The organism is Flagellimonas olearia, from assembly GCF_004150225.1.
In the GTDB taxonomy this organism is placed as follows: Bacteria; Bacteroidota; Bacteroidia; order Flavobacteriales; family Flavobacteriaceae; genus Flagellimonas; species Flagellimonas olearia.
Window position 1 is genome coordinate 336,380 of the sequence record NZ_ML142908.1, and the last position, 17,504, is coordinate 353,883.

15 protein-coding genes are annotated in these 17,504 nt (G+C 43.3%); 3 read left to right on the plus strand and 12 right to left on the minus strand.

The window, feature by feature from the left end; genetic code table 11:
- Positions 1 to 3 precede the first annotated feature (3 nt).
- The 6 genes from DN53_RS06760 to DN53_RS06785 all read right to left on the minus strand — a co-directional run bounded on the left by DN53_RS06760 (position 4) and on the right by DN53_RS06785 (position 7,334).
- Entirely contained in the window at positions 4 to 1,023 is a 1,020-nt protein-coding gene (locus DN53_RS06760; RefSeq protein ID WP_129653633.1) for a phytase, read from the minus strand.
- Positions 1,024 to 1,120: 97 nt separating this feature from the next.
- The gene (locus DN53_RS06765; protein ID WP_129653634.1) at positions 1,121 to 4,012 is read right to left on the minus strand and encodes a TonB-dependent receptor; all 2,892 of its coding nucleotides are present in this window, start codon (positions 4,010 to 4,012) and stop codon (positions 1,121 to 1,123) included.
- Between the two features lie 180 nt (positions 4,013 to 4,192).
- A complete protein-coding gene (locus DN53_RS06770) occupies positions 4,193 to 5,794 on the minus strand; it encodes a tetratricopeptide repeat protein (protein WP_129653635.1) in 1,602 nt (533 codons plus the stop codon).
- Between the two features lie 159 nt (positions 5,795 to 5,953).
- On the minus strand, positions 5,954 to 6,214 hold the full coding sequence (rpmA, locus tag DN53_RS06775) for a 50S ribosomal protein L27 (protein WP_090291918.1): 261 nt from the start codon (positions 6,212 to 6,214) through the stop codon (positions 5,954 to 5,956).
- A 26-nt stretch (positions 6,215 to 6,240) separates the two neighbouring features.
- Positions 6,241 to 6,783 (minus strand): 50S ribosomal protein L21, encoded by a 543-nt coding sequence (gene rplU, locus DN53_RS06780; protein WP_129653636.1) that lies wholly within the window; start codon positions 6,781 to 6,783, stop codon positions 6,241 to 6,243.
- Between the two features lie 104 nt (positions 6,784 to 6,887).
- Positions 6,888 to 7,334, minus strand: coding sequence for a DUF4199 domain-containing protein (locus DN53_RS06785; protein WP_129653637.1), 447 nt, complete (start codon positions 7,332 to 7,334; stop codon positions 6,888 to 6,890).
- Between the two features lie 179 nt (positions 7,335 to 7,513).
- Here DN53_RS06785 and DN53_RS06790 point away from each other — a divergent pair, with 179 nt between their 5' ends.
- The gene (locus DN53_RS06790) at positions 7,514 to 8,836 is read left to right on the plus strand and encodes a M16 family metallopeptidase (RefSeq protein ID WP_129653638.1); all 1,323 of its coding nucleotides are present in this window, start codon (positions 7,514 to 7,516) and stop codon (positions 8,834 to 8,836) included.
- 1 nt (position 8,837) lies between these two features.
- Positions 8,838 to 10,910, plus strand: a complete 2,073-nt coding sequence (locus tag DN53_RS06795; RefSeq protein WP_129653639.1) for a M16 family metallopeptidase — start codon at positions 8,838 to 8,840, stop codon at positions 10,908 to 10,910.
- 55 nt (positions 10,911 to 10,965) lie between these two features.
- Here DN53_RS06795 and DN53_RS06800 read toward each other — a convergent pair whose 3' ends face one another.
- Complete coding sequence (locus DN53_RS06800) at positions 10,966 to 13,080, minus strand: TonB-dependent receptor domain-containing protein (RefSeq protein ID WP_242502085.1); 2,115 nt, start codon at positions 13,078 to 13,080, stop codon at positions 10,966 to 10,968.
- Positions 13,081 to 13,147: 67 nt separating this feature from the next.
- Complete coding sequence (locus DN53_RS06805; protein WP_129653640.1) at positions 13,148 to 13,540, minus strand: hypothetical protein; 393 nt, start codon at positions 13,538 to 13,540, stop codon at positions 13,148 to 13,150.
- A 138-nt stretch (positions 13,541 to 13,678) separates the two neighbouring features.
- Here DN53_RS06805 and DN53_RS06810 point away from each other — a divergent pair, with 138 nt between their 5' ends.
- Positions 13,679 to 14,101: a hypothetical protein gene (locus DN53_RS06810; protein WP_129653641.1), complete on the plus strand. Its 423-nt coding sequence runs from the start codon at positions 13,679 to 13,681 to the stop codon at positions 14,099 to 14,101.
- A 3-nt stretch (positions 14,102 to 14,104) separates the two neighbouring features.
- On the opposite strand, the gene gldD is transcribed toward DN53_RS06810, so the two are convergent.
- Genes gldD through mutY form a run of 4 tightly spaced genes read right to left on the minus strand, consistent with a single transcriptional unit; the run spans position 14,105 to position 17,500 of the window.
- A complete protein-coding gene (gene gldD, locus DN53_RS06815; RefSeq protein WP_129653642.1) occupies positions 14,105 to 14,662 on the minus strand; it encodes a gliding motility lipoprotein GldD in 558 nt (185 codons plus the stop codon).
- Positions 14,652 to 15,962, minus strand: coding sequence for a gliding motility-associated protein GldE (locus tag DN53_RS06820; protein ID WP_129653643.1), 1,311 nt, complete (start codon positions 15,960 to 15,962; stop codon positions 14,652 to 14,654). Before DN53_RS06820 ends, gldD begins: the two co-directional genes overlap by 11 nt.
- A gap of 24 nt (positions 15,963 to 15,986) precedes the next feature.
- Positions 15,987 to 16,445 (minus strand): single-stranded DNA-binding protein, encoded by a 459-nt coding sequence (locus tag DN53_RS06825; protein ID WP_129653644.1) that lies wholly within the window; start codon positions 16,443 to 16,445, stop codon positions 15,987 to 15,989.
- Between the two features lie 23 nt (positions 16,446 to 16,468).
- Complete coding sequence (gene mutY / locus DN53_RS06830) at positions 16,469 to 17,500, minus strand: A/G-specific adenine glycosylase (RefSeq protein ID WP_129653645.1); 1,032 nt, start codon at positions 17,498 to 17,500, stop codon at positions 16,469 to 16,471.
- Positions 17,501 to 17,504 lie beyond the last annotated feature (4 nt).

The window sequence follows — 17,504 nt, forward strand, 5'->3', positions numbered from 1 at the left end:
ATTTTATTCCAGGTCCAACGCTTTGTCCAAATCGTAAAAATAGAAGTCCTTTTGGTCGTTCATTGCAGCAAAAAGACCATTTGGAAAGGTATCGTTCAACGGCACGGTAACCACATCACAACCATCGGTCTCTGTGGTGGATAGGTTTATGGCCTTGATAAAGCTATTGTCCTTTCTGGAGAAGATATTGAACTGTCCACGTTGCTGGTCAGATACAATAATATACCCCTCCCCGTTGGGGTACCTTGCAATGGCAATCCCCTCGATATCTTCCAAAAAATGTTCTCCGCCAAAGCAGGCCAATTCTTCATTGCCCATACTGGGTTCTGCGTAATACTTTTTAACGCATTCGCCCTCATCGGAATAATATACGTAGCCCATTTCGTTGTCCACGGCAATGGCCTCAATTTCCTTTCCTCCTGTAAAGCTCCCGAACTTGCGCACCAATTGGGCTGAAACTCCCGTGCTATCCGATTCAAATTTATATTGGTACAAGTACGTGCCGCTTGGCCCTGTCTTTCTCCCAACAATGGCATATACGGATGAATCTTTTGGTGATTTGTACAAACTGATACCCATAGCCAGACGTTGTTCCATATTTGATTCGTCTTCAAAAACGGGGAAACCTCCACCATCAAGTGGCTTCATATCCGGTACGGAAAACAATCTTATTTGTTGTTTTTCCCTTTCCGTGAAAGCAATTACGTCCACAGCAACGGAATCGTTCAACTGAAAGCCGTATTCCAAATCCACATTGTTGGGTCTTTGGATATTTTTGATGGACTTTTCTTCAATGATCTTTCCATTGAGGTCAAAGGCGTAAATGCCTCCGTTGGTCTCTTTATCCGTTCCAAAAACAATACTTTTTGAAGCATCATCGGGATTGACCCAAATGGCGGGGTCATCGGTATCGTTCGGGGTCTTTTCTGTGATAATGTCCGGCGCTATGGCTGGGAGCTTACTCCCTTGTTTACAGGAAACCATGCCCAATACCAGTAGAAAGGGTATATAGATTTTTTTCATAAGAATAATTTAAAAAAATTCGTCATTTGGAGCGCCTGCCCAAATGTAGGACAGGCACTCGCCATGACATTGTTCAAAATAATACTAGCTGCTGAAATTATTTTTTGAACAAATCGTACTTCAATCCAAAAGTGAATCGAATATCGTAGAACTCCATTTGTTGGGTTCTATCCTTTACGCCTTGGAAATAGCGCAAAGGCTGATTGGTGATGTTATTTACGTCGGCGTACAATCTCAAATTACTGTTGATGGCGTAGCTGGCATTAAAATCCAAGAAGAACTGGGTATCATAATACCTGTCTTCAAAGGCGTTGCCTCCTATCTCATCTATGTAAGAATCGGAGAAGTTAGCGGACAATCTTGCACTAAAACGCTTGTCGGCATACCCCAAAGAACCATTGAACATGTTTGGAGCAGTATTGGGCAGATCCAAATCGGTACGCTCGTCCCCATCTTCGTTACGGATACCATCCGCACTGGAGGTCAAGTAGGTATAGTTCAGATAAATACTGAAATTGCGTGCAAACCCGGGCAAGAAATCCAACTGTCTCTGGAAAGATACCTCGGCCCCAAAAATGGAAGCAGAATCCCCATTCAACGGCTGGAACACATCATATCCTGCCGTTCCTGCACCGTATGCATCGTTTGGTGCTTCAGTAATGAAAGTATAGATAAAGTCCTTGATTTCTTTATAGAAAACACCTCCGGATATTATCCCGACACTTTCAAAATAATGCTCCGCATTTAAGTCGAAGTTCATGGAGGTCGTTGGGTCCAAATCGGGGTTCCCCACTACCACCTCACTATCTTCATAAATGATTTCGGCCCTTGGAATCATGTCCTGGTAATTAGGACGTGCCAAAGTGTTGGTCCAAGCAAATCGCAGTACCATACTGTTGTCCAAATCGTACTTAAAGTGGACCCCTGGCAATAGGTTTGTATAAGAGTTCTCATCAGAAACGGCTTGTACCTCGATCCCTTCCTCGATTCCGGCATCCTCGTCCTCTTCAATATAAACCACTCGGTTACCTTGGGTTTCCAGTTTGGTGTTTTCTATCCTAAGTCCCGCTAGAACGCTCAACTTATCGGTCAATTTTTGGTTCACCATGGCATAACCTGCCCAAACATCTTCCTTGATGTCAAAATTTCCCGGAAGGTATTCATCCTGAACCGCTTCTCCATTGGAGCTGTTCAAATCCAAAGAACCCAACCACTCCTCGCTGGCAAAAGTACCCGCTTGGTATTTTTCTCCCGCCAAAAAGTCGGCATTGGTATAAGATTTTACCGGAACATCGGCCAAGGTCGGGTATAGATCTTCCAAATCATATTCAAAGAAATCGTTGTTCCTCAATTTTGATTTAAATCTACCCCTTGCACCAAATTTCAATGTTCCCCCATTCCCAAAGAAATCAGCCGGAAGCTCAAAATTCGCAAAGAAGTTTACATCTTCCTCTTCGGTATATTGGTTTTCGTTAGTAATCTCTCCAAATTCAAACCCGCCCAAGTTGTTGAAGTCATTCGGGTCAGCGGCCGTCATAACGGGATATTTTGGGTTGCTATTGTCATTATTGATGATATACTCGGTCTCATATTCGGCATATCGCTCGTTCAAACGTTCCTCGGAGGCCTTGGCATAAGCTGCCATCCAATCCACTTTGAGCACTCCAAACAAGTGGTTACCTCCCAAAGTATAATTTTGCATACGCTGATCTTCCAAACGGGCATTGTTGTTCCTACCCCCGGCAACTCCACCTTTGGACTGCCTCTTGACTTCCACTGGGAAACGGGTCAATGTTCCATTGTTCAAGGTAAAATCACCTACTTCGATATCTTCTCCATCCAAAATCTCATGCTCCAATCGGAAACGGTTCTCCCGATCATCGCGCCAGTTGTACATGGTTTTTAGGAAGATGTTGTGGTTTGCATTGATTTGATAGTCCAAATTGGCAGAGAAACTTCTTCTTACCCGTTGCACCAAGTAAGTACGCTGCTCGGTAACATTGGTATAGGGGTTTACTTCCATTTCTTCCAAAATAGGCTCTCCCTCTTCATCTTCAGCACCGGTATTGTACTCAAATTCGTTGTCCCACTCCGCTTCAATATTATCGGAGCCAAAGTCGTTATCGTTGATGGTGGCAGAAAGCATCCATCCAAATTTTCCGTCGTTGGTACGGTCCCCTACCAAGATAGATCCGTTCCAAATTCTTTTATCGGTAATAAAGTTGACTCCCGATCCGGCCGTAGCTGAAACCCGAAACCCTTGTGGAGCGGTTCTGGTAACCAAGTTTACCGAACCCCCCAAGGCATCGGCATCCATATCCGGGGTAACCGCCTTGTTCACCTCAATGGTTTGGATCATATCCGAAGGAATCAAGTCCATCTGAATATTTCGGTTATCCGCTTCCGCGGAAGGAATCCGGCTACCGTTCAAGGTCACGGAGTTCAATTGTGGTGACAGACCACGAACAATAATGTTACGGGCTTCCCCTTGGTCCACCTGCATGGTAATTCCAGGGATCCGCTTTACGGCATCACCGATATTGGCATCGGGAAATTTTCCAATTTGGTCCGTGGAGACCACGTTGGTAATGTTCATATTGTTCTTTTGGGTATTCAAGGCTTTGGACTGTCCACTTAATCCGTAGGCACTCACTTGTACTTCATCCAACTCCACATTGGAAGGGTTCAATACAATGCTTGCCGTACTCGTTTGCCCGGCAGTCACAGTCACTTGTTGTTCCACATCGGAATATCCCATATAAGTAATGGATAGGGTATACGTCCCTTCAGCAATGCCAACAAGGGTAAATTTTCCATCAAAATTGGAAATAGCTCCTTTAGAAATGGAAGCTATATAAACATTGGCGCCGGGAACATAAATACCATTTTCGTCGGTAATAGTTCCCTGAATATTACCTGTTTGTGCTTGTGCCGAAAGAGCTCCAAAGGCCAAAAACAGCGTTACAAAAAAGAGTTTTGTTAGGTTCATCAGTTGATTTTTGAATTACATTGATTTGTTGTCCAAAACTATGTATATCAACTCATTATGATTTAAATTAAAGGGAAACAAAAGGGAAACAAAAAGGAAAACAGGCATAAACAACAGGGCAACAATTACATTTTTTTTACATGGGGCTAACCTTTTCTAAAAAGTGGGGTCCAAAAGAGGTCAAAGTTCTATCATAAAGTTTACCAGTTCCTCTTTTTGGTCTATGGGAAGTTTTTTCCGAAGTCTATGGCGAGCCACCCGAACACTGTCCGGGGTAACCCGCAAGATGGATGCAATTTCCTTGGAGGTCAGGTTCAATCTCAGCAGCATCCCCAACCGTAGCTCCGCCGGGGAAAGGTTGTCTTGGGACATGGTTGAGAGTTTTTTGATAAACTCTGGGTGAATCTCCTTGAAAAAATTCATGAACTCATCCCACTCGTGCTCCTGTTGCAGGTTAAAATCGATTTCCTTGACCAAGCTTTTTATTTTTTCCGAAGTGTCCATATTCCTTCGTGAAGCAATGTTTCTCAACGTATTGGCCAAATCAAGTAAGATTTTGTTCTTCTGAGATAGGTGAAGACTGTACCGGGACAGGGATGCGGTCTTTAGCTGTACTTCGCGTTGCAAATTCCTTTCCTCTATGGCCTTTTTATCCAGTTCTGCCTTGAGCATCCGCTGCTTATACTCCTGTATCTTTATTTTCGCCTTTCGCTTTCTGCCCAGATAGTTGTATAGGATTGTTAGAATGGCGGCAATGGCAAACAAGGCCACCCATAATAGGTTCTGATTGGCCGCACTTACCTTGTTCTGCTCCTTCAACAACTGTATTTCGGCCTCTTTTTTATTGGTCTCGTAAATGGTTTGCAGCACATTGAGCTGATTGGTGTTTTGCGCCATGAGCATGGCACTGCTGTACCTTTCCGATTGTATCAGTTCCGCGTGGGCCTTTTCAAAATTCCCCATGAGTGCATAGGTCTTGGAAAGATCTTTATGGGCACTTTCCAACTGATGGAGGTCGTTGAGCTTTTGCGCAATCTCCAAGGCTTTTTGGGTATGTATCAATGCCGAATCATAGTCCCCCGTTTTCCGAAATGAATCCCCCAGATTATTGAGTACGTTTACCTCCTCCATCGTTTCGGAACCCTTCACATAGCCGTATGACTTATCAAAATATTGATGGGCCACATCAAACTGTTCCAAATCCTCATAAATGCTGCCGATATTCTCATTGGTGATAGCGACGCCATGCCTATCCCCTAGCTGTTCAAACAGCAAAAGGCTTTCTTTTTGGTAGGCCAAGGCCTTGTCATATTCTCCCTGCTTTTCATAGCAAGCACCCAAAAGGGCCATGGAATTGGCCTGGCCTATGCTATAATTAAGCTCCAAGGAGCGGTTCATGGTATCCGTGAAATGTTGCTCGGCCAGTTCAAAATTGTTTAGGGAAAGATAGACCCTTCCAATGTTGTTATTCAGTGTGATATAGAGCGTGTCCGAAAGGGCGGTCCCCATTTGTTCCAAAGCACCATTGTATTGATCCATGGCCTCTGAATACAATCCTAAAGTATGGTAATACTCTCCCAATCCAATGTGGCTTTGTACAATTTCCCTAGGTTGATCGGGACGTTTTTTGGAAGCTTCCAACCTTTTTTGAAGTACCAGAAAAATGGAGTCGGAGGTTTGTGTTGGGCTGAAATCGGTTTGGAATTCTTGCCCCAGACCTTTTGTGTGGATAAGAGCTATCCCCAAGACCAATGTACAAAAGGCGCCAAAATTTGCTTTCATGGAACGTGACCCAAATTAAGAAGGGACAATAAAATCAATTACTGTTGGTCACATATCACCATTAGGTTATTAAACCATTAAAAAATAAGTTGAAGGAAGGGTAAAAAAATAAGGCCCCGCTTTGCGGGGCCTTATTTTAATCGTTTAAAACGGTGGTTCTTATGCTTGAAAAGGCTCTATGGAAACAAAAGATTTTCCTCCAGTTTTCTTTTCAAACTTAACAATGCCGTCTACCTTGGCATGCAAGGTATGATCTTTTCCGGCATAAACATTGTCACCAGGGTTGTGCTTGGTACCACGTTGTCTTACAATGATGTTACCGGCTACAGCGGCCTGACCACCAAAAATCTTAACCCCTAAGCGTTTCGATTCTGATTCTCTACCGTTTTTTGAACTACCTACACCTTTCTTGTGAGCCATGATATCTAAATTTTAGTTCTATTCTTTTATTTGCTTAACGCTTCGATCAACTCGGCTTTCTTCATGGAAGAATATCCGGTAATGTCTTTGGCTTTTGCCAAATCCCTCAATTCAGCTACTGTTTTGGAGCTTAAATCCTCGGTTGCCTTTGGAGCTTCCTTTTTGGGAGCTGCTGCTTTTTTAGCCTCTACTTTCTTGGGCTCGGCAGCTGGTTTTTCATCAGCCTTGGCCTTGGCAGGAGCAGCTTTCTTGGCACCTTTGGCCACGATACCTTCAACAACGATCTCGGTCAAATATTGTCTGTGACCATTTTTCTTTTGGTATCCTTTACGTCTTTTCTTTTTAAAGACGATCACTTTATCACCTTTAAGGTGTTTTACAACTTTGGCCTCAACAGCCGCACCTTCTATGACTGGGGCGCCAATGGTAACGTTACCTCCATCTTCCAAAAGAAGAACTTTGTCAAAAACGACTTTGTTCCCTTCTTCTTCCTGCAAACGGTGAACGTACACTTTCTGGTCTTTTGCAACTTTAAATTGCTGCCCTGCCATCTCTACTATTGCGTACATAATGCGTTAATTAAAATTAATTTAGGTTCGCTTTGTTAAATTAGCGGGTGCAAATATACTGCTAAATCCTTAATCCACAAGTATAATCCAAAGCTTTTCCCCTATTATTTTTTGGGATTGTTGGAAGATTTGAAGAGCTGCATGAAAGACAGCGTCAAAACCAAGGTGGTGGCAAAACCCATTACGGCCACCGTGAAGAAAACAATTCCTTGGAAATTTTTATAATCCTTGGCCCAGACCTTGGAGAGCTCATCCAAAAAATGACTGTTGAGTTCAGTCGCGTAGAACGCAAAGAAAATGGTAAACAATAGCGATGCAACAAACCCTGTGGTTATGCCCGCCGTGAAACCACTCCCATAGCTAAAACCCTTACCCTGTCTTATCCTGGTGTATTTGATGGTCTCATAAATGCCAAATCCGGTAATAATACCATTGAAGAGACTATAAAAGACATTGGTATGTTTCCCCATAAGGGACAAAATCAAAAAATAGGCGATGAGGATGGCGCTGGTGACAATCCCATAACGGATAGGAAGTGTTAAATTTTTCATCTCATTTTAGTTTTGAAATGATGTTTAATTTACTGAATGTTTACGACATATGCCACTGTTATCCCCAAAGACTTCTGTCATATTTATCTGACTTTCAAATTTTATCCTATATTTAGCGTAACATCAATCAAAAAATCCATACCAACCTCATCGATTACATCAACATAAAATAAAACATTATGGAAAGATTTCTGCTGTCAGCACTTTTCATACTTGTCAGTGGCCACTTCATTTCAGCGCAAGAGGTAGCTTTTGAAGAGTATGATCTAAACAACGGATTGCATGTGATCCTACATCAGGACAACACTGCCCCGGTGGTGACCACTTCGGTCATGTACCATGTGGGATCTAAGGACGAAGACCCACAAAAAACAGGATTTGCCCATTTTTTCGAGCATCTTTTGTTTGAAGGTACCCAAAACATTCCTAAGGGTGAATGGGACAAAATTGTGACCAGCAATGGGGGTCGGGGAAATGCGAACACTTTTTTGGACCGCACCTATTATTATGAGACCTTCCCCTCCAACAGCTTGGAAGTTGGATTATGGTTGGAATCCGAACGGATGATGCACCCCATCATAGGGCAAGTAGGCGTGGATACCCAAAAGGAGGTGGTCCAGGAAGAACGGCGCCTCCGCGTGGACAATTCCCCTTATGGGGCGTTTTTTGAGCAGATGCTTAAAAATCTTTATGTGGAACACCCGTATCGTTGGGGCGTCATTGGGTCCTTGGATCACTTGGCGAGTGCCACCTTGGACGATTTCAAGAACTTCAACAAAACCTTTTATGTGCCCAACAACGCCGTACTGGTCATTGCTGGTGATATCGACATCAACAAGACCAAAAAAATGGTCTCCGATTATTTTGGACCTATCCCAAAAGGAGCCGAAATTCAACGAAAGCACATAGAGGATACTCCTATCACCACTACCATTCAGGCGACCTATCATGACCCGAACATTCAAATTCCGGCCATATTCTTGGCCTATAGAACTCCAGGGCAAGCTAAAAGGGATGCCTATGTCATCAACATGATATCCACTTACCTCAGTGACGGGGAAAGTTCCAAACTTTACAAAAAATTGGTGGACGAGGAGAAAAAAGCCCTTCAGATTTTTTCCTTTCCCATTGACGCCGAAGATTATGGCGCCTACCTTGTAGGTGGATTGCCCGTTGGGGAGAACACCATACAAGACATCAAGGATGGAATTGATGCCGAAATCTTGAAAATCCAAACGGATTTGATTTCCGAAAAAGACTATCAAAAACTCCAGAACAAGTTCGAGAACAATTTTGTGAGTGCCAACAGTAGTGTTGAAGGGATTGCCAATTCCCTGGCGGAAAATCACTTGTTGCGTGGCAACACCAACCTCATCAACACTGAAATTGACATTTACCGATCCATTACCCGGGAAGAAATCAGGGAAGCTGCCAAAAAATACCTGAAAGTGAACCAACGGGTGGAACTTGAATATTTACCAGAACAAAAAGACGCCAATTAAGATGAAAAAGTATATCGTATTAACGGTACTGTCCCTCTTTATGGCAGTATCCCATGCACAGATAGATCGCACCAAACAACCTCAAAGAGGGCCCGCTCCTGAAATAAATTTGAAGGAACCAGCCCGGTTTGAGCTTATGAACGGACTTAAGGTAATGGTGGTGGAAAACCATAAATTACCACGAGTATCCATCCACCTGACCATAGACAATCCACCTATTTTGCAAGGGGACAAGGCCGGGGTCTCCGATTTGACTTCAAGCCTAATGGGAAAAGGGTCCAAAACCATTTCAAAGGATGATTTCTATGAAGAAGTGGATTTCTTGGGAGCCTCCATCAGTGTGGGCAGTCAAAGTGCCTCTGCGAGTTCCCTTTCCAAATATTTCCCCAGAATACTGGAGCTTATGGCCGATGCATCACTGAACCCCAACTTTACGCAAGAGGAATTTGATAAAGAAAAAGATCGTATCCTAACCGGACTCAAATCCCAGGAAAAAGATGTTTCGGCGATAGCCAATCAGGTTCAACTGGCCCTTGCCTATGGCAAAAACCATCCTTTTGGCGAAATCACCAGCGAAGAGACGGTCAATAATGTATCCTTGGTCGATGTGGAACAGTTCTATCGCAATTATTTTGTGCCCGCCAATGCGTATTTGGTGGTCATTGGTGATGTTGAGTTTGACAATGTAAAAGAACTCGTTACCCAGTATTTTACCCCATGGTCCAAGGCGGTGCCGCCATCCTTTAGCTATACAGACCCTACGGATGTGCAATACACCCAAATCAATTTTGTGGACACTCCTAACGCTGTACAATCTGAAGTGGCCGTGGAGAACATCACCCACTTGAAAATGAAGGATGATGATTATCTGGCCTCGCTTTTGGCCAATAGGATCTTAGGCGGGGGGTCCCAGGCCAGACTGTACCAAAATCTGCGGGAAGACAAAGGATACACGTACGGATCGTATTCTGGCATCAGGGACAACAAATACAGCCCCATGCGTTTTGATGCCTATGCCCAAGTCCGTAATGCGGTGACGGACAGTTCGGTGGTCCAGATCTTGGAAGAAATCGATAAAATGATCCAGGAGCCGGTAACCCAAGAAGAATTGACGAATACCAAGGCTCTCTATGCTGGAAACTTTGTAATGGCATTGGAAAATCCGGCGACCATTGCCAACTACGCCCTCAACATTGAAACCGAAGATCTCCCTTCAGATTTTTACAAAACCTACCTGGAACGCATTGATGCGGTTTCCATTGCCGATATACAAAATGCGGCCAAGAAACACTTTTCCACCTCCAATGCCCGAGTGGTGGTCACTGGAAAAGGAAGTGATGTCCTGGAAAACTTGGAAAAGGTCTCCTTTAAGGGCAAAGATGTCCCAGTACTTTACTATGACAAGTATGCCAACAAAGTGGAAAAACCCAATTATAACGAAGCTGTTCCGGAAGGAGTAACTGCTGAAACCATCTTGGAGAAATACATTGACGCCATAGGAGGAAAGACCAAATTGGAAGGTGTGGAATCCTATGCCATGGTAGCCGAAGCCGTAATGCAAGGTATGGTGTTGGAACTGGAAATGAAGAAAACCACCAAGGACCAATTCATGCAAGATGTAAAGGTAATGGGCAATTCCATGCAGAAGCAGGTTTTGGATGGAGACAAAGGGTACATGGTGGTACAAGGGCAACGAAAAGACCTATCCCCTAATGAATTGGAAAAGATCAAGGAAGAATCCGCGGCATTTCCAGAACTGAACTATCTGGCCGCTGGCAACATTGACTTGGAAGGGATAGAGCGTGTAGGTGACCGAAAAGCATACCGATTAAAGATTACCGATAAGAAATCGGCCTTTTACGATACGGAAACCGGGCTTAAGCTCCAAGAAGTCTCCATAGAGGAGGTTCAGGGCCAAGAAATGCAGAACACCGTGGGATACGACAATTACCAAGATGTATCCGGAATCAAGTTTCCATTTAAACTGACCCAAGAAATGGGTCCCCAGAATTTTGAGTTCTTGGTCAAGGAAATCAAAGTCAATGAAGGGGTGACACCCGAGGACTTTAAATAATCCTGACAAATCATTAAAAAAGGCGCCTTATAAGGCGCCTTTTTCACTTTACAACCTAAAAGCTGTATTGAACAAATGCAGATAGGTTTCTCCCTGGATCATTAATGGGCACTCTACCATAATCCGCTTGGTTCACAAAGGAAAAGTTCAAGTGGTTATTATAGGTCTCGTCAAAAATGTTAGAGGCGGCCACACCAATAGATAGGTGTTCAAAAGGTTTCACCCCAAAACTTAAATCCACAACACCGTAACCATCCGTTGTACGCTCTCCGAAGGAGGAGGCAATATCCGTTTGTTTGGAGGTTAAGGTATAGGTAGCCCTGGCCCATATTTTTTCCCTTTCAAAACTAAGGTTCATACGCGTCACCAAAGGCGGTGTCAATGGAAGGGACTCGTCCAAATCTTGATTCTTGGCATACACATAGGACAATTCTGTCTTAAATGCAAAGTCATTCAAAAAAGCCAATTCGCCGTAAATCTCAAATCCTGTTTTATACGCTTTGTCCAAATTACTGAACCTTTTCACTTCGGTGGGTTCCTGCATGGGCATGTACTTCTTGTCCAATGTAGGATCTATCACGGCAACAATATAATTGTCGTAAATCGAATAATAGATCGAGGCGCCATAATCCAATCCGTTGAAAGCAAAACCATCGAAATTGGTCTTCGCCTTCATTCCCAATTCAAACTGATTGTTCACCTCGGCATCCAAATAGGGATTGCCCACATACTCGTATGGATCCTGACCTACCGTAAAATGATTGATGAATCTTTCAATCATGTTCGCGGAACGCACCCCTCTGCCATAGGCCAATTCAAACAAAAGATTGGAGGTTGCCATATATTTCACGGAAGCCGTTGTGCTTACATTATGCTCCGTACGGCTTCCCAAATTGGGATATTCCGCGACAAAATCATCTGCTGGCGCGTCTATTTTGGAATGTACCCTATCATACCTTGCCCCAATATTCAGCAAAAACTTTTCGGACAGGGGATATTTTCCCTCCACAAATGCCCCATAGTCATCTATTTGGGAATCTTGCCATACCTCATCCGTAAACGTCACGGGCATTGGCAGTAATTCCCCGGTCATCATATTCCGTTTTACCAAGCGGGTCCTATTCCCGGTTCTCCCTACGGAAAATGCATCTACCCCAGTATATAGTTTAAAGTTTTCCATGGGTCTCCATTCCAATTCAATTCTACCACCCAAGGTGGTTGCATCCACCTCAGATACGGCTTCCATCATCATAAATGTTGGCCTTAGTTCATTGGTCATAACGTGATCCACCTTGGAACGGTACACTTTTGCGTTCAACGTCTTTAATCCATTGGAAATATTGTCCAATTTATAATCCAAGGAAAGTACATTGCTATCGTCTATTTCGGTGTCCATGGGTAATCCGGCATGCAGCACATCCCGTCCGAAAGATTGTCTAAATCCCAACTGTATCCGTTGGTTTTCCGTTGGGTTATACCCCACCTGAATGCCATAATCGGTGCTTTTGAAGGACGACGGCACCTCATTTCCATCCCCATCTTCATAATTTCCAAAATCCCGGAACCCGAAATTGAAATTGGCATCAAATTGTTCCCCAACATACTTGACATTGGCAAAACTGGTAATGGCATTGCCGTTATTTTCACCCCCAAAGTTCACTTTGCCGTGATATCCTTTTTCCTGTTTTTCCACCTCTTGGGTCACCAAGTTAACAATGCCACCAAAAGTGGGTCCATACCTGAAGGTATAGGGTCCTTTGACCACTTCCACACGTTCTATCTCTTCAGGAATCACATGGGTGGTGATCGGGTCCATTCTATTGGGACAGGCATGCATCACCTTGGTACCACCATTGAACTGGACATTGAGTTGCTCATATTGTGAAGCCCTGAACGAGGGGTCTATAGCATAATTCCCTCTTTTGATCAACGCAAACCCATTGATGTCCTTAAAAAGGTCGGCCACATTCTTGGATTGGACGATCTTCTTCTCAGGTTCACTTTTAAAGGTTGAAAAAACGGGATCGGACATACTTTTCCCCTCAACCAGAACCTCATTCAACTGTATGGGTTGTTTGGTCAGGGAGTCTTGCACAGTTGAAACCTGCGCAAAGGACACACCGGTCCCAAAAAGCAAAACACAGAGTTTTGCCATTGCACTTTTACTCATTTTTGATTTTATGTTTAAGATTTATACAAGTACGACAAAGGGTGTTTTGCCGTTTTTTGGTAAAATCTTAAACCATGGGTGGCTTAATGGGCATCTCACTGAAGCAATAGGAGTAAGAATTGCTGTAGAAAAATGCGCTTCTTTTTTCTGTGTTGCCCAGTTGCACATCGTATGCAGGAAAATCCATAAAAAAGACCAAAACCTGCTCCCAACCTATTACGGGCATGGGCTGCTCGTCCTCATTGGTTTGTGCCTGGAGCATTTTGGCCAACATACATTTACCATCGCAATTAAGCTCCGGTTTATCCTTATTCTCGCAAAGTCGCTCAATAAAGTCCTCCCGATCCAAGCTGTAATACACATACATGGACGAAAAACGGAGGTTGCTCATCAATATCAACAAAGCAAAAAGACAAGCAAAAACTCCTTTTAAATCAACTATGGACCGTATTCGTAGCAACAAAATCTGTTTGAAATGCAAAGATAAGACCCTACTCCCTTTTTTTACATGAGAATAATCATCTATTAATTTTTTCTTAGACAATAGTTATATGATGGTGTTTGACATATGTTTATTTTTGTGGGTAAACAAAAAATCATGAGAAAAGTAGTTTCCATTATTGTATGTGCCATCTTGTTCATGGGCATTTCTTGTAAACAAGAAAAAAAGACCCCTGAAGGTCCAACGCAAATGCAACAGGTCATGGCCGTACATGACGAGGTAATGCCCAAAATGGGAACCCTGGGAAAGCTTGTGGGTGAACTCAAGGCAAAAGTGGATACCACGGAAGCAGGCCAGAAATATGAAAAAGCCATGAAAGACCTTCAAGAGGCCAACAAGGCCATGATGGACTGGATGAAAGGTTTTGGGGATCGATTTGATTCCGATGAAATCTTGAATGGAAAGGAGCTTACCGAACAGAAACAACTATGGCTCAATGAGGAAGAAGAAAAGGTAGAAGCCCTTAAAGAGCAGATCAATGGCAGTATAGAACGGGCAGAAGCACTTTTGGCCCAATAGTGATCATTCTTTCCATCTGAGGCTCTCCATGATTCTTCGGATATCGTTTTGGAGATACATAGCCGCTGGCAAGATGGAATCGTAATTGGGCTTGGCATAAAAGTACAATGAGCCCGTTACAAAATGATCGGTGCTATCGGTCACATAAAACTGAGATTGGGAAGCGGCATTGCCACTCACTTCGTAAAACATCCCGTAAACCTTAGCTTCCGAGTCCACATATTCCTTAGGGGCAATATTGTCCGCTTTTACCACATGCTCATAAGTGAGTTTCTGCGCATCAATGAGCAATTCCCTGATATTTCCGTCCACCTTTTTATAGGTCAAAAAAATAGACCCCTTCATCATGGGGTAGTCCAGTTCCAAGGAACAATCCTTGTTTTCCTTTAAGGAAGAAAGAGTATTTTGATCAAAGGTATAGGCACAGTCCGTATTTGCATTGGTGTAGGCCGCTTTGGGGTATTCCAAACGCAGCATCGCTTTAGGCTTGGGCAGCACATCTTCCTTGCATCCCACAAAAACCATTGCAATCAGAAAACAAACCAAAGGACTATACTTCATGGGGCAGTGTGACTTTTATACGTTTCAATCTTTTTTTATCCAGACTTTCCACGATGAATTGATACTTATTAAAGAGTACTTTCTCTCCTTGTTTGGGAAAGCTTCCTGAAATTTCCAAAACAAACCCGGCAATGGTCTCGGACTCCCCCTTTTTGGCCTCGAACTCTTCCTCATCATCTATTTTGGTCACCCGATAGAAATCTTTCAATGCCGTTTTGCCATCAAAGACATAGTTGAGGTCATCCAGTTTTGAAAAAATAAGGTCCTCGTCATCAAACTCATCACTGATATCCCCAACAATTTCCTCGATGATATCCTCCAAAGTAACAATCCCTGAGGTACCTCCATACTCATCCACCACTACGGCCAAATGGTTCTTTTTCTCCTGAAATTCCAACAAAAGATCATCCAGTTTTTTGTTCTCAGGAACAAAATAGGGTTCCCTGACCAAGGACATCCAACTGAAACTTTTTCTCTCAATGTACGGCAACAGGTCCTTTACATATAGAACCCCCAACACATTGTCCATATTTTCCGAAAACACGGGAACTCTGGAATAGCCGTTTTTTTTGATTTCCGCAAGAACCTCAGGAAATTTCATCTTCTCGTTCAGGGCAAAAATATCGATACGGGGCCGCATCACCTGCTTGGTATCCGTATTGCCAAAGGTCACGATACCTTCCAATATTTTCTGTTCCTCTTTGGTGGTATCCCCTTCTGAAGCGAGTTCCAATGCCTGCGATAAATGGTTTATGCTGAGATTGGATTTTTGTTTTCCCAATTTATCCTCCAAGTATAGTGTACTGGAACGCATTGGAGCGCTCAAGGGTGTAAACAACGTACTCAAAACCTTTAGGGGTATTGCCATAAAATAGGAAAACTGTACCCGGTTCCTATTGGCATAGATCTTGGGTAAGATCTCCCCGAACATCAAAATGAGAAAGGTGGCCACTACCACTTCCAACAAAAAACGGAGGGTACCATCTATCCCTGCAAAAATGGTCTCCCCAATGGAACTGAACAGGAGGACAATCCCTATATTGATGGCATTGTTGGCAATCAATATCGTGGCCAAGAGCTTTTTAGGTTTGTCCAACAATTGTGCAACTATCTTGCCCTTGGAGCTATCTTTTTCCTGCATTTCGTTCAGATCGGTCTGAGACAGACCAAAAAGAGCCACTTCGGCAGCTGAAATCAAGGCCGATCCTCCCAACAAAAACAAAAGCACGATAACTTTTATGGTGAAAATACCATTAAGGGTAGTAAAGAAAAACGCCAAACAATGGGGCTCGGGATCCAAATTGTATTGCTTTAACTTATATTCTTAGAATGGCAGGTCATCATCCTCTTCGGTCTCATCCATAGGTGCCGCAGGCCCAGAGACCTTCTGCGTTTCTTGTCTGGGAGAATTGTCCGGCATCTGCTGGGCATTGGCCATACTCTCTTTCTTGGTGGTCAAGAAGGTAAAATCCTGGACATGTACTTCAGTGGAATACCTAGTGTTTCCATCCTCTCCCTGCCACTGTCTATTCTTGAGCCTTCCCTCAACATATACCTTATCCCCTTTGCTCAAATATTTTTCACAGATTTCGGCAGCCTTGTTCCGTACCACAATATTATGCCAATCCGTATTGGTCACTTTTTCACCGGTCTGCCTATTGGTATAGGTTTCATTGGTGGCCAAGGGGAACCGACCAATGCAATTTCCTCCTTCAAAATAGTGGATTTTCACTTCGTCTCCCAAATGCCCGATCAGCATTACTTTATTCAATGTTCCGCTCATATCTCTTTAATTAGTCAAAAGTACTAAATTTTAAATGTTTGGATGAAATCCGCGATCAAAACTGGCACAGGAAATTCCACTAGTTGTTCCCATGAAATTCCATCAGATAAAAGCTCCTTGGTTTCAATGATCCAGAATCTGGTATATAAATGCTGATGCGACAGTTTGTGGACAACGGGTGTTTCATTATAAACGGACAAAGAAACCCTTGATGGAAAACCATCATCCAAATGTTGGGTCAGTTCCTTTTCGTGGATCTCCTTTTCAGATTCCAATAAAGGAAACTGATATAAGTTCTGCCAAATGCCCTTCCCCGTCCGTTGTTCCAACAAGGTGTTTTTATTACTATCCAAAAAGACCATATAATTAAAGTATCGTGTTCTGGTCTTGGTCTTGTTCAGCTTTATGGGCAGGATATCCACTTTATTGTCTTTCAGGGCCACACAACTCTCTTGCAAGGGACATAGCATGCAATACGGTTTTTTGGGTGCGCATTGCATGGCGCCAAACTCCATGATGCCTTGATTGTAATCCCTGGCATCATCAACATCCATTACCTTTCGTGCCAATTCCTTAAAATGTTTGATCCCTTCAGAACTATTGATGGGCATATCCACGCCATAATACCTGGCCAAAACTCGGTATACATTACCATCTACAACAGGTTCGGGTATATTGAAACATATGGAAGCTATGGCACTGGCGGTATAATCCCCTATCCCTTTCAAGGATTTTAGACCTTTGTAGGTTTGGGGGAATTCCCCATTCCATTCATTGACCACCATTTGGGCGGTTGCATGCAAATTTCTAGCCCTGGAATAGTACCCCAACCCCTGCCATAGCTTCAATACTTTTTCCTCTGGCGCACTTGCCAAATCATGAACCGTTGGAAAAGCCTCCAAAAATTTGTGGTAATATGGAGTTCCCTGTACCACCCTAGTCTGTTGAAGTATGATTTCGGACAGCCAGATTTTATAGGGATCCTTGGTGTTTCTCCAAGGTAATTCGCGTTTGTTTTGGTGGTACCATTTTAAAATTTCCTGGGAAAAAGACATGTAG

Excerpts from the sequence above, each read along its gene's own strand:
- DN53_RS06760 (WP_129653633.1), bottom strand. The coding sequence starts at position 1,023 with ATGAAAAAAATCTATATACCCTTTCTACTGGTATTGGGCATGGTTTCC.
- DN53_RS06765 (WP_129653634.1), bottom strand. The coding sequence starts at position 4,012 with ATGAACCTAACAAAACTCTTTTTTGTAACGCTGTTTTTGGCCTTTGGA.
- DN53_RS06770 (WP_129653635.1), bottom strand. The coding sequence starts at position 5,794 with ATGAAAGCAAATTTTGGCGCCTTTTGTACATTGGTCTTGGGGATAGCT.
- rpmA (WP_090291918.1), bottom strand. The coding sequence starts at position 6,214 with ATGGCTCACAAGAAAGGTGTAGGTAGTTCAAAAAACGGTAGAGAATCA.
- rplU (WP_129653636.1), bottom strand. The coding sequence starts at position 6,783 with ATGTACGCAATAGTAGAGATGGCAGGGCAGCAATTTAAAGTTGCAAAA.
- DN53_RS06785 (WP_129653637.1), bottom strand. The coding sequence starts at position 7,334 with ATGAAAAATTTAACACTTCCTATCCGTTATGGGATTGTCACCAGCGCC.
- DN53_RS06790 (WP_129653638.1), top strand. The coding sequence starts at position 7,514 with ATGGAAAGATTTCTGCTGTCAGCACTTTTCATACTTGTCAGTGGCCAC.
- DN53_RS06795 (WP_129653639.1), top strand. The coding sequence starts at position 8,838 with ATGAAAAAGTATATCGTATTAACGGTACTGTCCCTCTTTATGGCAGTA.
- DN53_RS06800 (WP_242502085.1), bottom strand. The coding sequence starts at position 13,080 with ATGAGTAAAAGTGCAATGGCAAAACTCTGTGTTTTGCTTTTTGGGACC.
- DN53_RS06810 (WP_129653641.1), top strand. The coding sequence starts at position 13,679 with ATGAGAAAAGTAGTTTCCATTATTGTATGTGCCATCTTGTTCATGGGC.
- gldD (WP_129653642.1), bottom strand. The coding sequence starts at position 14,662 with ATGAAGTATAGTCCTTTGGTTTGTTTTCTGATTGCAATGGTTTTTGTG.
- DN53_RS06825 (WP_129653644.1), bottom strand. The coding sequence starts at position 16,445 with ATGAGCGGAACATTGAATAAAGTAATGCTGATCGGGCATTTGGGAGAC.
- mutY (WP_129653645.1), bottom strand. The coding sequence starts at position 17,500 with ATGTCTTTTTCCCAGGAAATTTTAAAATGGTACCACCAAAACAAACGC.